The sequence below is a fragment of the uncultured Sphingomonas sp. genome, assembly GCF_913774285.1.
Taxonomy (GTDB): Bacteria; Pseudomonadota; Alphaproteobacteria; order Sphingomonadales; family Sphingomonadaceae; genus Sphingomonas.
In genome coordinates, this window is record NZ_CAJYHX010000008.1 from 246,397 (window position 1) to 261,692 (window position 15,296).

The 15,296-nt window shown below is 68.1% G+C and carries 9 protein-coding genes; 3 read left to right on the top strand and 6 right to left on the bottom strand.

The features are described 5' to 3' along the window. Nucleotides 1–8 precede the first annotated feature (8 nt). Nucleotides 9–1,832: a glycoside hydrolase family 9 protein gene (locus QZ670_RS04945; protein ID WP_294252670.1), complete on the bottom strand. Its 1,824-nt coding sequence runs from the start codon at nucleotides 1,830–1,832 to the stop codon at nucleotides 9–11. 13 nt (nucleotides 1,833–1,845) lie between these two features. Next, nucleotides 1,846–4,002 (bottom strand): alpha-glucuronidase family glycosyl hydrolase, encoded by a 2,157-nt coding sequence (locus QZ670_RS04950; RefSeq protein ID WP_294252671.1) that lies wholly within the window; start codon nucleotides 4,000–4,002, stop codon nucleotides 1,846–1,848. Nucleotides 4,003–4,114: 112 nt separating this feature from the next. Here QZ670_RS04950 and QZ670_RS04955 point away from each other — a divergent pair, with 112 nt between their 5' ends. Together QZ670_RS04955 and QZ670_RS04960 are read left to right on the top strand one after the other, a co-directional pair. After that, a complete protein-coding gene (locus QZ670_RS04955) occupies nucleotides 4,115–5,269 on the top strand; it encodes an endo-1,4-beta-xylanase (RefSeq protein WP_294252672.1) in 1,155 nt (384 codons plus the stop codon). 82 nt (nucleotides 5,270–5,351) lie between these two features. After that, complete coding sequence (locus QZ670_RS04960; RefSeq protein WP_294252673.1) at nucleotides 5,352–6,359, top strand: AAA family ATPase; 1,008 nt, start codon at nucleotides 5,352–5,354, stop codon at nucleotides 6,357–6,359. A 33-nt stretch (nucleotides 6,360–6,392) separates the two neighbouring features. Here the strand turns inward: QZ670_RS04960 and QZ670_RS04965 are convergent, their stop codons facing one another. Further along, a complete protein-coding gene (locus QZ670_RS04965; protein WP_294252674.1) occupies nucleotides 6,393–6,743 on the bottom strand; it encodes a helix-turn-helix domain-containing protein in 351 nt (116 codons plus the stop codon). A gap of 168 nt (nucleotides 6,744–6,911) precedes the next feature. Here QZ670_RS04965 and QZ670_RS04970 point away from each other — a divergent pair, with 168 nt between their 5' ends. Then, a complete protein-coding gene (locus QZ670_RS04970) occupies nucleotides 6,912–7,541 on the top strand; it encodes an alpha-ketoglutarate-dependent dioxygenase AlkB (protein WP_294252675.1) in 630 nt (209 codons plus the stop codon). Between the two features lie 33 nt (nucleotides 7,542–7,574). Here the strand turns inward: QZ670_RS04970 and QZ670_RS04975 are convergent, their stop codons facing one another. From QZ670_RS04975 to hemN, 3 genes are all read right to left on the bottom strand, one after another. Next, nucleotides 7,575–10,166 (bottom strand): TonB-dependent receptor, encoded by a 2,592-nt coding sequence (locus QZ670_RS04975; protein WP_294252676.1) that lies wholly within the window; start codon nucleotides 10,164–10,166, stop codon nucleotides 7,575–7,577. A gap of 351 nt (nucleotides 10,167–10,517) precedes the next feature. Then, nucleotides 10,518–13,832, bottom strand: coding sequence for a glycosyltransferase (locus QZ670_RS04980; protein WP_294252677.1), 3,315 nt, complete (start codon nucleotides 13,830–13,832; stop codon nucleotides 10,518–10,520). A gap of 123 nt (nucleotides 13,833–13,955) precedes the next feature. Then, nucleotides 13,956–15,278, bottom strand: a complete 1,323-nt coding sequence (hemN, locus tag QZ670_RS04985; protein WP_294252678.1) for an oxygen-independent coproporphyrinogen III oxidase — start codon at nucleotides 15,276–15,278, stop codon at nucleotides 13,956–13,958. Nucleotides 15,279–15,296: the final 18 nt, after the last annotated feature.

The following is a 15,296-nucleotide window of genomic DNA, read 5'->3' on the forward strand; positions in this document are numbered from 1 at the left end:
ACAGACCCCTAATCATCCATCCACGCTGCCACCCAGAACAACGGCGCATTCCAGTTGATCGCGACTTCGTTGAGGGCATAGGCGTGGATGTCGTCGGCCCAGCAGGTCTGGGCGACGCACTTGCCCTTGAGCTGCATTGCCACCGGATCGGCCAGCGCCGTGTCGTTCGCCCCGCCCGAGAGCACGCCCGGCGGCGGCCCCGGCAGCTTGGCGTCCAGCGAATGCGCCCAGAAACGGTGGTGCGGGTTCTGGAGCGACCGCGTGCCGTAGCCGCTGACATAGGAGGTGCCCATCGGGTTGCGCCCCAGCAGATAGTCGAGCGCGGAGACGATGCCCGCGCGATACTTCGCGTCGCCGGTCAGGTCGCTCGCCACGCCGAGCAGCATCGCCTGGTTCATCAGGTCGCCGTTCGATCCCCAGGGATAGCCGGTGGCGCGATAGGGGGCCGCATAGCCGTTCTGGCGGCGCTGCTCGAGGATGCCGTCGGCGGCCGCGATCAGCGTCGCGCGCAGCCTCTGCACCTCGGCGTCGCTAAGGCCCGTCTTCGCCGTCGCCAGCGTGATCGTGCCGAGCGGCGCGGTGAAGCTCCAGCCCGGCGCCCGCACCGCCTCGCCGAAATGCGGCGAGCCGGTTACCGCCTTGCGGAAGGCTTCCTCGCCGGTGGTCGCGTAGAGTTCGGCGGCGGCCCAGTAGAACTCGTCGCTCAGGCTGGTGTCGCCATAGCCGCCGCTGCCGGTGAAGCTGCTGGTGGCAAAAACCTGCGGGTTGCGTTGCGCCGCCGCCCAGGCCCGTCGCGCGGCGGTGAGGCAGCGCGCAGCGAACGCATCGTCCACCCCGCGCCACAGCCGCGCGCACTGCGCTGCCGTCGCCGCAAGGTTGAGGGTTGCGCCGGTCGTCGGCGGGTAGAGCAGCCGTTCCTCGCGATCGTTCTGCGGCGGGGTCGGCAGCGCGGTCCAGTTGCGTTCGGCGACCTTCTGGTGGGCCATGCCGCCGGCGTCGATCTCGGCGAAGGGCGGGAAGCTCGGCTCCCAGGCGGGGCGGCCCGGCTTGGGCGCGCCGAGCGGGCCCGAAGGCACCCGCGTCCGCACCCCGTCCGCGATCTGCATCCGCAGCAGGAATTCCATTTCCCAGCGCGCCTCGTCGAGCAGGTCGCTCACGCCGTTGCCGCTTTCCGGGATGCGCAGCGACCCGTCCGGGAAGGCCTTGGGGCGCCGCTCATAGGCGTTGAGCAGCGTCCACAGCGCAATGCCGCCATTGACGACATATTTGCCGTGGTCACCCGCGTCGTACCAGCCGCCCGTCACGTCGAGCGTGTAGCTGCAGCCCGGCCAGACCGTGCCGCGCTCGTCGGCGCCGGAGAAGCAGCCCGCTACCTCGTGCGCATGGCCCGCGGGTCGGGCCCAGGCGGCACCGGCGAACTTGGCCTCGATCGGCGTGCCGGCGCGCTGCTGGTAGAAGAAGTTGGCGGCGTCGCGCGCGAGCGGCCGGTAGAGGCTCGGCGCGATCGCGAACGGATCGCTGGTCACCCCGGCGACCGACAGCCGATAGCCCTTCCCCGCACGGCGAAAGCCCGAAAAGTCGATCCGCTGCACCACCGCGCCCGAGCTTGCATCGGGCCCGTAGACGAACGTCTCGCCCTTGCCGACAGCGTTGCCATCGGCGTCCAGCAACAACCAGGGCAGCGGGGCCGTTCCCGCGCCGCGCAGCACGGCGAGCTTCACGTCGCCGGGCTCGAAGCCGATCTGGTTGAGGTCGATCACGGCGCGCTGCTGCGCCACCACCGGGCTCGCCAGCACCATGCCGGCGAGCAGCCCCATCCCTAGCGTCCGCATCCCGCTCCCCTCGTTATTTGCCGTTACCGGGCGCATGCGGCGTCCGGATCGCCTCGTAATAGCTGAGCGGATGCGGCGGAGCCAGATGGCCGGCGGGCAGCGGGCGCTTCGACAGCGACTGCCAGTACGCGATCGAGGCATCGCGCCACCACTGCGCTTCCCCGCGCTGAATGGCGAGGAAGTCGCGCACCTCGGCCCAGCGGCGGGCGTCGACCTTGCCCTCCAGCCCGGCCCAGCGGTGCTGCATGTCCTCCACCGTGGCGATGCCGGTGTCGTAATGGACGACCAGGCTGTCCCACAGCGTTGCGCCCGAGCGCATCCGATAGTCCCAGGGAACGTGGTGGAACCAGAGCAGCAGGCTGTCCGGCACCGTCTTCAGGTCGCCCCAGCGCTTCGCCAGCTGCGGCGCATATTGCCCGAGGGCGTTGGTGCCGGTGGGGGTACGATCGAAGCCGATCCCGTTCGCGTCGGCACGGTGATAATAGGCCGGGTTCCACTCGGGCCGGGCGAGGTTCGACACCCAGGGGCCAGGGCCGTAATGATGCCCGGTCGCCATCACATGGCCGAGCCCGAGCGGCGTCATGTAATTCACCACCGCCTCGCGCGATTCCAGCATCATCGCGACGATAGGGTCGACCACCGCCGGGTCGAGGCTCCAGGTCAGTCGTGCCCAGTCGCGGGCGATGTCAGCGGCCTTGGCGGCCGGATCCCAGGCGAGCCGGCCATAGGCGTACCAGTTGGCCTGGTCGAACTGCGATCCGCTCCAGTTCACGTCCGTCCCGATATTGGCGACGCCGGCCATGCCGGTGAGCGCCTTGGGGGCGACCGGCGTCTCCAGCACCTTGGCGATGGTGCTGCCCGCGCGCGGGCGGAAGGTGTCGCTTTCCAGCACCTCCTCCCACATCGTCCCCAGATAGGCGAGATGCGTCGCGAAGCCGAGATACTCCTTGGTAATCTGCACCTCGAGCATCAGCGGCGTCTTGGGCATCGCGCCGAACAGCGGGTGGAACGGCTCGCGCGGCTGGAAGTCGATCGCGCCGTTCTTCACCTGGAGCAGGACGTTATCGCGGAACTTCCCGTCGAGCGGCACGAACTCGTCATTGGCCTGCTTGTGGCGATCGGCGTCATTATGCTCGGAATAGACGAAGGCGCGCCACATCACCACGCCGCCGTGCGAGGCGAGCGCATCGGCGAGCATGTTGGCGCCGTCGGCATGGCTGCGCTTGTAGTCGGAAGGGCCCGGCTGGCCCTCCGAATTGGCCTTGACCAGGAAGCCGCCGAAATCGGGGATCACCGCGTAGATCTCGTCGGCCTTGGCCTTCCACCAGGCGCGGACCGCCGGATCGAGCGGGTCCGCGGTCTTGAGCCCGCCGATCTCGATCGGGGCGGAGAAGCGCGCGGTCAGGTAGATGCGGATGCCATAGGGGCGGAACACCTCCGCCAGCGCCTTCACCTTCTGGAGGTATGGCGCGGTCAGGATATCGGCATTGGCATTGACGTTGTTGGGCACCACCGCGTTGATGCCGATCGAGGCATTGGCGCGGGCATAGTCGGTGTAACGCGGATCCTTGTAGCCGGGCAGCTTCTGCCAGTCCCACAGCGACTGGCCAGCATAGCCGCGCTCGACATAGCGATCGAGATTGTCCCAATGGTCGAGCACGCGCAGCTGCAGCTTGGGGGCATCCTGCACGTCGAGCGCATCGATCGGTTCGCGAAGCTGGAGCAATTTGAGCAGGCGGAAGCTGCCATAGAGCAGCCCGGAGTCGCTGTTCGCGGCGATCAGCGTCACCCTGGCCCCGCCGATCGTCACGGTGCGGAGCAGGAAACCCTCGCGGCCGAGCGCGGCCAGCGGCAGGTTCATGCCCTTGAGAAGCGGCGAGCCCACGGTGGCGAGCACCACCCCACCCTCGCCCTGCACCGCGCTCGCATGTGCCGGCGCGGTGCCGATCAGCCCGGCAAGACCGCGATCGAGCTCGTCGAGCGCCGCGCGAACGGTCGGGCGGCTGCCGTCGGCCACCACGTAGCGGAGCTTGGGTGCCACCCGCTGCACGGTGCCCGCGTCGAGCGGCCGGTAGCGCAGCCACAGATCATAGCCGGTTTCGGCATGCGCCTGATTCGCAAAGGCAAATGCCGCCAAAATCCATAAAATCGCCTGATATGCCGCCCGCATTGCGCCCTCTCTCGTCCGCGATCGTTCGCGTTGTTGACAAGCGTGTAGCAGGCCAAACATGGTATCGCTACCAAACACGCGACGCCCCAAGGCGCGATCAGGAGAGGGTTTCATGGCCAACGGAGTTTCCATCGACCGCCGCGCGCTGCTCGCCGGTGCGGCCGCTACCGCCGCGCTGCCGCTGGCCGCCCGCGCGACCTCCCAGCTGCCGGGGCTCAATACCATGGCGGGCCAGAAGAACATGCGGATCGGCTCCGCCTTCGCCTGGAGCCCGCCCGGCGCCGATGCCGGCTCGTTCGCCAATCCGCGCTATGCCGCGCTGCTCCAGCGCGATTGCGGGCTGCTCGTGCCCGAGAACCAGCTCAAATGGCAGGCCACCCGCCCTGCCCCGGACAGGTTCGACTTCGCCCATTTCGACGCGATGCTCGACTGGGCCGAGGCGCACCGCATGGCGATGCGCGGCCACACGCTGCTCTGGCACAAGAGCCAGTATTTCCCCCGCTGGCTGAACGAGTACGAATTCGGCGGCACGCCGCGGCGCGAGGCCGAACGGCTGCTCACCACCCATGTCGACACGGTCTGCCATCGCTACGCCAAGCGGATCGGCAGCTACGACGTGGTCAACGAGACGGTCGATGAGAAAACCGGCGGCTTACGCGAGACAAGCCTGTCGCGCGCGTTCGGCGGCACCGTGCCGATGCTCGACCACGCCTTCCACACCGCCCGCGCCGCCGCGCCGCACGCGCAGCTGGTGTACAACGACTATATGAGCTGGGAGCCCGGCAACGAGGCGCACCGCGACGGCGTGCTCCGCCTGCTCGAAGGCTTCCGCAAGCGCGGCGTGCCGGTCGATGCACTGGGCGTACAGTCGCATATCGAGCCCGCCAGCGATGCTCCGGCCGGCGTGCTCGCGGCGCGGCAGGAGAAGCCGTGGCGCCAGTTTCTCGATGCGGTCACCGGCATGGGCTATGCGCTGCTGATCACCGAGTTCGACGTCGCCGACCAGCATCTGCCCACCGACATCGCTGCGCGCGACCGGCAAGTGGCCGACTATGCCGGCGTCTATCTCGACATACTATTCGGCTATCCGCAGCTGCGCGACATGCTGTTCTGGGGGATGTGCGACAAGTATAGCTGGCTGAACGGCTTCAAGCCGCGCAAGGACGGCAGCGCACCGCGGGTGGCGCCATACGACCGGGAATTTCAGCGCACGCCGCTCCACACAATGACTGCGACGAAATTGATGAAAACCGCCACACGGCGCTAACCTCGGTACGCTCCCGTTCAGATTTTGGAAGTATAGACTTGTCCGATCGGCTGAGTCGCCGTCGAAACCAGGGAGCAGGGCAATGGCCGCAGCGGCCGCGAGACGGCAAGGATCGGGCGGAGAGATACCGCTTCCCAGCACGATCGACGTCGCGGCACTGCACCGCCTGGCCGAGGCAACCGTGCGGGCGCACGGTCGCGCCACCGTCACCCCCGCCGGCGCCGCCTTCCGCCAGATGCTGATGGAGCGCGCCCGTACCAGCGCCCAGCGCAGCGCGCTCGCCCTGCTCGGCGGCGATATCGAGCGGCGCGCACGCGCGGGCCGGGTGCGGAGGATCGACGACGGCGCGCCGGTCGACATCCTGTTCGATCTCGCCGGGCCGCTGGCAGCGCTGCTCGCCGAGGGGCGGGCGACCGACGCCAGCATTCTCGCCAACCGCTATCTCGACCTGTCGCCCCAGGGCGCCACCGGCTGGGCGCTGCTGCCGCTGATGCTGTCGCTGCAGATGGACGATCCCGAATCGGCGGACCGCTTCCTTGAGCCCTCGGCACCGCAGCTGATCGTGATCGGCGGCCTTTCGGGCACCGGCAAGTCGAGCCTGGCACGGCTGCTCGGCGGTCTCTATGGCCGCCGCCCCGGCGCGCGGGTTCTGCGCTCCGACGTGTTCCGCAAGCGGCTCGCCGGCCTGCCGCCCGAGACGCGGCTGCCGCCGTCGCACTATACTCGCCGCAATGATGCCGAAACCTATGAGGCGCTGTTCGAATCGGCCGACGACCACCTCGCCTGCGGCTCGACGGTGATCCTCGACGCAGTGTTCCTCAATCGGAGCGAGCGCGAAGTGGCCGAGGCGCTGGCGCTGCAGGCGCGGGTGCCGTTCACCGGCATCTGGCTGGAGGCACCGGATCGCGACCGCATCGCCCGGGTCAGCGCGCGCACCGGCGATGCATCCGATGCCACGGCAGAGGTGGCCCGGGACCAGGCACGCCGCCCCGTCGGCGACCTGTTCGGCTGGCACCGGATGCGGGCGAACCGCGCGATGGAGTTGATCGTGCCCGCAGCGCGCGCCGCGATCGAGCGACCGCGGCGCTGAACGCGTCCGGCGGGTCTGTCCCGCCGGTGCGGGTCAGGCGTTCTCGGGAACTTCGGGCTTGAGCAGGATGCCGTTCACGCTGTCATTGGCGCAGAACAGGTCGTTCAGCGCCTCGAGCATGCGGCGTGCCTCCGGGCTGGCCAGCGAGTAGAAGATCATCTGGCCGGCACGCCTGGCAGAGACCATGCCCTCGCGGCGCAGCAGGGCGAGTTGCTGGGAGACCGCCGTGTCGCGAGCACCGGTCAGCCGTGCCAGTTCCCCTACCGATTTCTCGCCATCCACCAGATGGCAGAGAAGCAGCAGGCGGCTGCGGCCGGACAGCGCCTTCAAAAACTGCGACGCGTGGTCGATTACCTCGATCATATCGTTCTTCACGGCGACCATGGCTATGCGTGTATCCTATGCCAAGCAACCCGTCACGCGACAAAAAATCCAGGAAATTCATAAACCTGGATCAATATGAGACATCATATATATGCATTTTTGCGGCCATGTGTCTCGCGCAGCATGCGCATTTTGGGAGCGTACCAACGTTTCAAAGGTTGAGCGAGCATGACGGCGCACCAAGCGGATCTGTTCGACGTGCCGGGCCCCTCCGGTCTGAGAACGCAAGCCAACTTCCTGACCGACACCGAGGAATCCGCTGCCGTCGCGGCGATCGACTCGTCCGGGCTGGCGCCCTTCCGCTTCCAGGGCTGGACCGGTAACCGCCACACAACAAGTTACGGCTGGCGCTACGACTTCGAGGACGGCGGCTTCGCGCGCGCCGAGCCCTTCCCCGACTGGCTGGCGCCGCTGCGCGATCGGGCGGAGGCCTTTGCCGGTCTCGCGCCGGGCACGCTCGTCCAGGCGCTGCTGATCCACTATCCCGTCGGCGCCGGAATCGGCTGGCACCGCGACCGGCCGGTCTTCGAGGAAGTGGTGGGCATCTCGCTCGGCGCCTCCGCCACACTGCGCCTGCGCCGCCGGACCGGCCCGCGCGCCTTCGATCGCGCCGAGCAGTTGCTCGCCCCCCGCTCGATCTACCTGCTCGCCGGTGAGGTGCGCCACGCCTGGGAGCACAGCATCGCCCCGATGGCCGAACCGCGCTGGTCGATCACCTTCCGTGCGCTCTCTGCGCTGGGCCTGCGCCAGACTCAGAACGGCCCGGACGGGGATCCCCGCCCGGGCCGCACTGGTTGACCATCCCGCCGCCGGAGCGGCGGGACCATCGCGTCAGAACTTGACGCTGGCTTCCACGCCCCAGGTCCGCGGGGGATTGAAGTTGGCATAGTCGCCCAGGATGCCGCCGTAGCTGGTCGAGACCAGCTGGCCGTTCGCGCCATAGTTGAGCACCGGCGACGAGTTGGCCGACGAGCGGCGGTAGATATAGGTCTTGTCGAGCAGGTTGCGCGACCAGACGGCGAAGGTGACCTTGTTGTGATCCGACACCGCGATGTCGGCGATCGCGATGCGGCCGTTCATGATGAAGGCGGCATCGGTCTTGGTCGGCTCGAGCTGGAAGCTGTACTGGCTGCTCGAATAATTGCCGTCGAGGTGGAAGCGCAGGGTCGCATCGCCGCCGCCGATCGGCAGGGCATAGTCGATCGCGCCCGACGCCGCGTGCTCCGGCGTGTAGACGATGTACAGCTGCTGCGCCGGCGCACCCGGGGTCAGCGGGTTCACCGCCGACGGCGCACGCCAGTAGGTATAGGCGTAGGACGCGGTGAGCGTCAGGCCCTGCACCGGTGCCACGGTCAGATCCGCCTCGATGCCGCGGATCTTGCTGTCACCGGCGTTGGTGGTCTGCTCGATATGGCTGCCATTGGTCGGGCTCTGGCCGTTCGTGTCGAAATAGTCGAAGTCGAACTGGGTGTTCGAGCGGTCCATGATGTAGCCCGCCAGGTTCAGGCGCGCCTTGTGGTTCCAGAAGTCCATCTTGGCGCCGACTTCATACGACTTGACCGATTCCGGGCCGAAGGCGTTGAACTGGAGCGAACGGTCGTTCGCGCCGCCGGCGCGGAAGCCGGTCGCGTACTTGGCGTAGAGATGGATGTCCTGCGTCGCGTCGAACGAGACGTTGATCATCGGATCGAACCTGCTGACGCTGTTGCTGAAGCCGAACGGCGACACCGTGCCCGCCTTCACCAGGTCGGCGCGGTTGTTGACGACATAGAGCGTGCCGTGGCGCTTGTCCTTGGTCCAGCGGCCGCCCAGGGTGACATGCACCACGTCGCCCAGCGCGTCCGGTGTGTAGGTCAGGTTGCCGAACAGCGAATAGTTGTGGTCGGTCGCCTGGCTGGCGCGGGTGATGAACTGGCAGCTGTTGGCGAACTGCGGCACCGTGGTCGCCAGCGTGTTGTTGCACGACGGATCGAACTGCTGATAGCCCGAGTTGGCGCCGGTGATCGCGCTGGAATTGCCCGGGATCGGGCTGCGAATGGTGTAGGCCGTGCCGTCCGTGTTCCACTGGTTGGTGAGCGGCGTCGCGGCATATTCCGTGGCGTGCTCGGTGAAATAATAGGCGCCGACGACATAATCGAACTGCGGCACGCTGCCGACCGCCTGGAACTCCTGGCTGAACTGGTGCTGGCGCAGGAACGACAGGCTGTAGCGGCTGAAGGTGCCGGTGGTGTTGATCGCGGTCGGGTTGGCCGTGTTCGGCACGAACGGCGCGAACGAGCTGCGCTGCGGACCGCCCGAGTTATCCCACTGATCGGTGCTGACACCGCGCCATGCGGTGATCGAGCGCAGTTCGAGCCACGGCGCAGCCGTGTACTTCAGGTTCGACAGGACACCATGGGTGATGTCGACGCTCGGCTGCTGCGGCACGCCGACATCGGCCACGCGCTGGCGATCGGGGTGGACGCCGACGAGCGGTGCCTTCGGGGCGATGCAGATCGGCTTGGTGCTGCCGGCGGCGATGGTGCCGCCGCAGGCGACGCCGTTCAGCTGCAATGCGCCGTTGTTGAACGTGCCGACCGCATAGTTGTTCGGGTTGTAGCTGACCAGCTGGCTGAACTGCGGGGTGTTCTCGTCCTTCGCATAGTCATAGGCGAAATCGGCAGTGAAGTTGCTGGCCGGCTTCCAGCGCGCAGCGACGCGGCCGCCCTTGCGATCATAATAGTTCCAGCCGGTCGAACCCGTGAGCGGGTTGTCGACGGTCGGATCCTGGTGCTGGTAGACACCGTCCAGCTTCAGCGAGATGTCGTGGAAGGCCGGCAGGTCGAGGTGCGCATCGACGCTGCGGCTGCCGTAATTGCCGACGCCGCCATTGATGCGGCCGCCGAACTCGCCGGTGGGCGCGCGGGTGACGAGCGACAGCGCGCCGCCTTCGGTGTTGCGGCCGAACAGCGTGCCCTGCGGGCCCTTCAGCACTTCGATGCGCTCGATGTCGAACAGCGCGGCGTTGAGGCCCTGGGTCTTACCCAGTGCGACGCCGTCGATGTACACACCGACGCCGCCGTCGCGCGCGGTCTGGTTCTGGTCGTAGGGGACGATGCCGCGGATGCCGATCGTCAGCGCCGACTGGCGCGCCTCGAAGGTCGCGACGCGGAGCGAGGGCACGGTGCCATCAGCGAGGTTGAACAGGCTCTGGACGTGGCGGTCCTGCAGCGCCTCGGTGCTGAGCACGCTGATCGAGATCGGCGTCTTCTGCAGGTTGGTCTCGCGCTTGGTGGCGGTGACGACGATGTCGGCAAGGCCTTCGGGCTGCGCGGTATCGGCAGCCGGCGCATCGGCCGTCTGCGCCACGGCCGGGACGGCGGCAAGCGCCATCGCAGTGGCACCGGCCAGCAGCGCAAGGCGGAAGGTGGAACGATCGAGCATGAAAGCTTTCCCCGAGGTAGGTGGTATGTGGTTCGGGGGGCGCCCTAGGGACGCGATTTGGCAGGTTTGTTACACCTGCCGCAGCACGCATGACGCGCGATTTTCATTTTCAATTCATGTATAGGATTCTACGTGGGAATCCGCGGTGCGAGAAGGTTACCGCAGCCCGGATGCGACAGCGTTAACGCCGCGAAAAACTTTTGGGCAACGCTCGAAAAGCCGAAAGTGATGCAGAAAGGACACGGATTTTCTGGGGTATTCCCTCAGCGCCAAGACAGAATCGAAAGCGCCCGCCTCGCCTGAACGGCGCGACGGGCGCATCGGAGAATCCCGCTTTACAGCGCAGTCGAATTATTCGGCCGCCGCCGTGCCTGCGGCACCGACTCGGCCGGTACGTTCCAGCTTGCCCCAGCCGACGAACCAGCCACCCAGCGCGGAGCTGATCGCGCGCAGCACCACCCAGTACATCAACTGGCGATAGACGAAACGCTGTGCCACCAGCAGCAGCGCCGGGTAGCGGATCCGCCGGCTGTTGAGCCGATAGGCGACCCAGCCGCAGCCTACGTCGATCGCGGTGAAGGCCACCCAGTAGATTGCCATGGTGCCGACGTCGCCGCGGGTCTGCTCCCAGCCATGCTGGGCGATCCGCACGCCGGTGGCGAAGATGGCCGACACGAGCGCGAGGTCGATCAGCGGTGAGATCGCGGCGAAGATGATCTGGAACACCCAGGCCTGGGGCAGCCCGATCCAGGCGAGCCCGCGCGCCTGCTTGTCGCGATACAGCCCGCGATGCTTCCACAGGCACTGGAGCGTGCCGAACGCCCAGCGATAGCGCTGCTTGGCGAGCGCCCGGAAGCTTTCCGGCGCCTCGGTCCACGCGACCGCGTCGGGATCATAGGTGACCCGCCAGCCGGCGCGCTGGATGGCGATGGTGAGATCCTGATCCTCGGCCAGCGTATCCTCGGGATAGCCGCCCACCGCATCGAGCGCCGCCCGCCGCCACGCGCCGACCGCGCCCGGCACCACGGTGATGGCGTTGAACCCGGCGAGCGCGCGGCGTTCGAGGTTCTGCGCGGTGATATATTCCACCGCCTGCCATCGGGTGACCAGATTGACCCGGTTGCCCACCTGCGCGCTGCCCGCCACCGCGCCGATCTTGTCGTCGGCGAACCAGCGCGCGAGGCGGCCGATCGTCTCGGGCTCGAACTGGGTGTCGGCGTCGAGCGCGATAGTCACCTCGCCCCTGGCCTGCTGCAGCGCGCGGTTAAGCGCCGCCGCCTTGCCGCCATTGACCAGCGTCAGCAGCGTCACCCGCGGGTCGTCGCCGAACGCGGCGGCGACGATTTCGCTGGTGCGGTCCTTGGAGCCGTCATCGGCGACGATCAGCTCGATCGCCGGATAGTCGCTGGCGAGCACGCGGCGCACCGAGGATTCGATCACCCGCTCCTCGTTATAGGCGGGGATGATCACCGAGACGGTCGGCGTGAACACCGGCGGTTCGCCGCGCTCGCGCAGCCGCTGACGCAGCGCCAGCCCGGCGAGGGTCAGCGCGCGGGCGATGCCGAGCGTGATCGCAATGAAGAACATCCAGCGCAGCCCCGAGGCGATCGCCGCCAGCGCGACGAAGATCGCCACGTCCGCCCGCACCGCCAGCAGGTCGCTGCCGCGGATCGGCGGCATCACCGCGTCGTAGGACAGCCCGGCTAGCTTGGAGACCGGCACGAAGGTATAACCCCGCGCCCGCAGCTCGCGGATGATGACCGGGAGCGCCTGGATGGTCTGCTCGCGATTGCCGCCGCCATCGTGCAGCAGCACGACGTTGGTGGAATGGTCCGGCGAGGCACCCGCCACGTCGCTCAGCACGCCCTGAATGATCGCATCGACGCCCGGCCGCTTCCAGTCGTCCGGATCGACGTGGAGGCCGACCACGGTATAGCCCTGCTTCTGCGCGACCACGGCGGGATCTAGTTCGTCCGGCGTGGTCGGCTCGGCGTCTCCGAAATAGGGCGCGCGGAACAGCCGCATGCCGCGGCCGGTATAGGCCTGCACCAGCCGCTGGGTGGCGTTCAGCTCCAGCGCGGTGCTCGCCGCCGAGGTGGTGGCGAGGTTCGGGTGAGTATAGGTGTGGTTGCCCAGCTCATGCCCCTCCGCCACCAGCCGGCGCAGCAGCAGCGGGTGCTGCAGCCCGTTCTCGCCGATGATGAAGAAGGTCGCCGGCACATGCTCGGCTTTGAGGATGTCGAGGATGCGCGGGGTGTAGGTGGGATCGGGGCCATCGTCGAAGGTCAGCGCGATCTCGTGCTTCGAGGCGCCGGTGCGCATAACGACATAGGGCGTCGGCAGCTGCGGATACTGCACGTCGCGGATCATGTTGGCGGCATCGAAGCTGATCGCGCGTTCGCCCACTGTCGGCGTCGAGGTGACGCGCAGGATCTCGCCCGGCCCTTCGACGTCGACATTGGTCGCCGGCACGATCCGGCTCAGATCCGGCCGGCCTCCATGGCGATAGGCGAGCAGCGCGGTCCACACGCCGGCATCCTCGGTGCCCAGGCGCCAAAGCGCGACGCTGCCGACGCCCGCGGCGCGAACCGCCTGCAGCTGGTTCCAGGTCGCGGTGGCATCGACCATCCAGATCTCGTGGTGCTTGCCGTCCTCGTCATAGGCGAAGGCGCTGTTGCCGCTGGTCTTGTCGAAGGTGACCTTGGCGTCGCTGTCGCGCGCGGCCGACCAGGCCTCTTCGATGCTCATCGCCTCGGTGCCGTCGCCGTGATAGTCATAGGCGTAGCTGGCCAGCGCGACGATAAGCTTGTTGGCACCCACCTTGGCGACGGCACTGCGCAGTTCCTCGACGAACCAGGGCTGCGAGGCGATCGGCCCGGCGGTGCCGCCCTGCCAGTGCTCGTCATAATCCATCAGGATCACGCGATCGGTGACCGCGGCGAAGCGCTTGAGATCCCAGCTGGTGTCGCCCGCCGGCACGGTGACCGCGAGCAGCTTGTCCTTGGGCATCGCCTTGTTGATCTGGTCGAGCAGCTGGGCATAGCCGGGCAGCGAGGCGGGCTGCAGGCTCTCGAAGTCCATCACCAGCCCGGGCAGGTTGCGCGCCTTGACCATGGCGGCGAGGTCGCGCGCCAGCTTGGCGCGAGCGGCCGGGCTGGCCATCAGCCTGGCCGAACCGGCGGTGTCCCAGGCCTCGTCGGACACGTTCTGCACCATCGGCAGCACGCGCGGGCGGCGCGGCGCGGCGGCGACGATGCTGGCGAACTTCGGATCGTCCAGCACCTGCATCGCATGGTTTGCGCCCGTCACCGAGACGAAGGCCGGCACGACCCAGTCGAGATCGCCGATGTTGCGGCGGAGCGAGTCGGCGCTCGCCGGGTCCCAGGGCACATAGAAGCCAACGGTGAGCGGGGCACCCGGCTTCTTCGCCGAGCCGCCGGGCAACCAGCGCTGGGAGCGCGGCTGGCCGCGGGCGCTCAGCGAGCGCAGCGCCGCCGGCTTGGCATTCTCCCACCGCACCGGCAGGTCCTGCGCGGGCGGCACGTTTACGATGGTGGCGGCGAACACGATCGCGGCGACGAGAACACCCCCGATCAGCGCGAACACCGTGCGCATCGTCCAGCGCTTGCGGCTGCCGGTGGGATCGAAGAATACGGGACGCGACATCGATGCTCTTTCGAAACGCGCGAAACTCTGCCCGGCGCGTGGCGGGCCCGCGCCTTATAAGGGTCGAAATTAACCGAAGCTATACACCGAAGCTTGGGTAGATTCCCGGAGCAGCGATGCGGGTCACACCGCGCTGCTGAAGCGCGTGGCGGCCGGGCCGCGATGGCTGTCCAGTGCGGCGGCGATCACCCGCGCGTAGGGCAGTGCCTCGGGCGCGAGCAGAAGCACGCTGCCTTCCCAGCGCACCAGCTTAAGCGCCGCGAAGCGCGCCAGCCGCAACGCGATCGCTGCGCGACAGGCGATGCCACCGAGATCGGCGCGGCCCCGGCAGAGCAGTTCCTCGATCGCGGCCGCACGCCACTGATCGTCGGTCGAGCGCCGCACCCCGCGCGCCGCCGCGAACCGCCCGGAGGAAACCGCCATGTGCCAGCGACCGGCATTCTTCTCATTCTGCACCAGCAGGTCCGGGAACTGGCTGATCGCGCTGGCCCCCAGCCCGATCAGCACCTCGGCCTCGTCCTCGGTGAAGCCCTGGAAGTTGCGCCGCAGCCGGCCCTCGCGCGCGGCGAGCGCCATGGCGTCGCCGGGCCTGGCGAAATGGTCGAAGCCGATTGCGGCATAGCCGTGTCCCACCAGCGTCTCGTGCGCCAGCGCGGCCTGGGCGAAGCGCGCTTCGGCATCGGGCAGCGCCGTCGCATCGATCCGGCGCTGGCGCGGGATCAGGTGCGGCACATGGGCATAGCCGAACACGGCGAGACGATCGGCGCCCATCGTCACGCTCTCGTCGATCGCGTCGGCCACGGCCGCGTCGGTCTGCCCAGGCAGGCCGTACATCAGGTCGAAATTGATCGACTCGACCCCGGCGTGGCGCAGCAGGTCGACGGTCGCGGCGATGTCGGCGCGCGGCTGCACCCGGCCGATTGCGGCCTGGATGGCGGGATCGAACGTCTGCACGCCCAGGCTGACCCGCGACGCGCTCGCTTCTGCCAGCGCGTCGGCCCAGGCTGAATCGAAGCCGCGCGGATCGACCTCCACCGACAGCACGGGAGCGCCGGCTCCAAACGCCGCCTTGGCCTGCGTCACCAGCCGCAGAAAGGCCTCAGGGCTGATGGCGTTGGGGCTGCCGCCGCCGAACGCGATGCGCCCCACTCGCCCCCGCCCGCCGAGCCGCCGCGCAACTTGCTCGATCTCCTCGGACAACCGGGCGAGATAGCCGTCGAGCCGAGCGGTGCGATTGGCAGCACCCGTGTTGCAGCCGCAATACCAGCAGATCTCGTGGCAGAATGGGATGTGGAGATAGAGCGACAGCTCGGCATCCGCGTCCACCCGATCCAGCGCCGCGCCCATCTCCGCCGGCCCCACGCCTTCGTGGAACTCGGCGGCAGTGGGATAGCTGGTGTAGCGCGGCACCGGGGTGGCGAGCAAATCGGGATGATAGGTCCACATGTGCGGCGCATGCACCGT

Bases quoted from the DNA above. Each gene is read 5' to 3' on its own strand.
- QZ670_RS04945 (WP_294252670.1), bottom strand. From the start codon at position 1,832: ATGCGGACGCTAGGGATGGGGCTGCTCGCCGGCATGGTGCTGGCGAGC.
- QZ670_RS04970 (WP_294252675.1), top strand. From the start codon at position 6,912: ATGACGGCGCACCAAGCGGATCTGTTCGACGTGCCGGGCCCCTCCGGT.
- QZ670_RS04960 (WP_294252673.1), top strand. From the start codon at position 5,352: ATGGCCGCAGCGGCCGCGAGACGGCAAGGATCGGGCGGAGAGATACCG.
- QZ670_RS04955 (WP_294252672.1), top strand. From the start codon at position 4,115: ATGGCCAACGGAGTTTCCATCGACCGCCGCGCGCTGCTCGCCGGTGCG.
- QZ670_RS04950 (WP_294252671.1), bottom strand. From the start codon at position 4,002: ATGCGGGCGGCATATCAGGCGATTTTATGGATTTTGGCGGCATTTGCC.
- QZ670_RS04975 (WP_294252676.1), bottom strand. From the start codon at position 10,166: ATGCTCGATCGTTCCACCTTCCGCCTTGCGCTGCTGGCCGGTGCCACT.
- hemN (WP_294252678.1), bottom strand. From the start codon at position 15,278: ATGTGGACCTATCATCCCGATTTGCTCGCCACCCCGGTGCCGCGCTAC.
- QZ670_RS04965 (WP_294252674.1), bottom strand. From the start codon at position 6,743: ATGGTCGCCGTGAAGAACGATATGATCGAGGTAATCGACCACGCGTCG.
- QZ670_RS04980 (WP_294252677.1), bottom strand. From the start codon at position 13,832: ATGTCGCGTCCCGTATTCTTCGATCCCACCGGCAGCCGCAAGCGCTGG.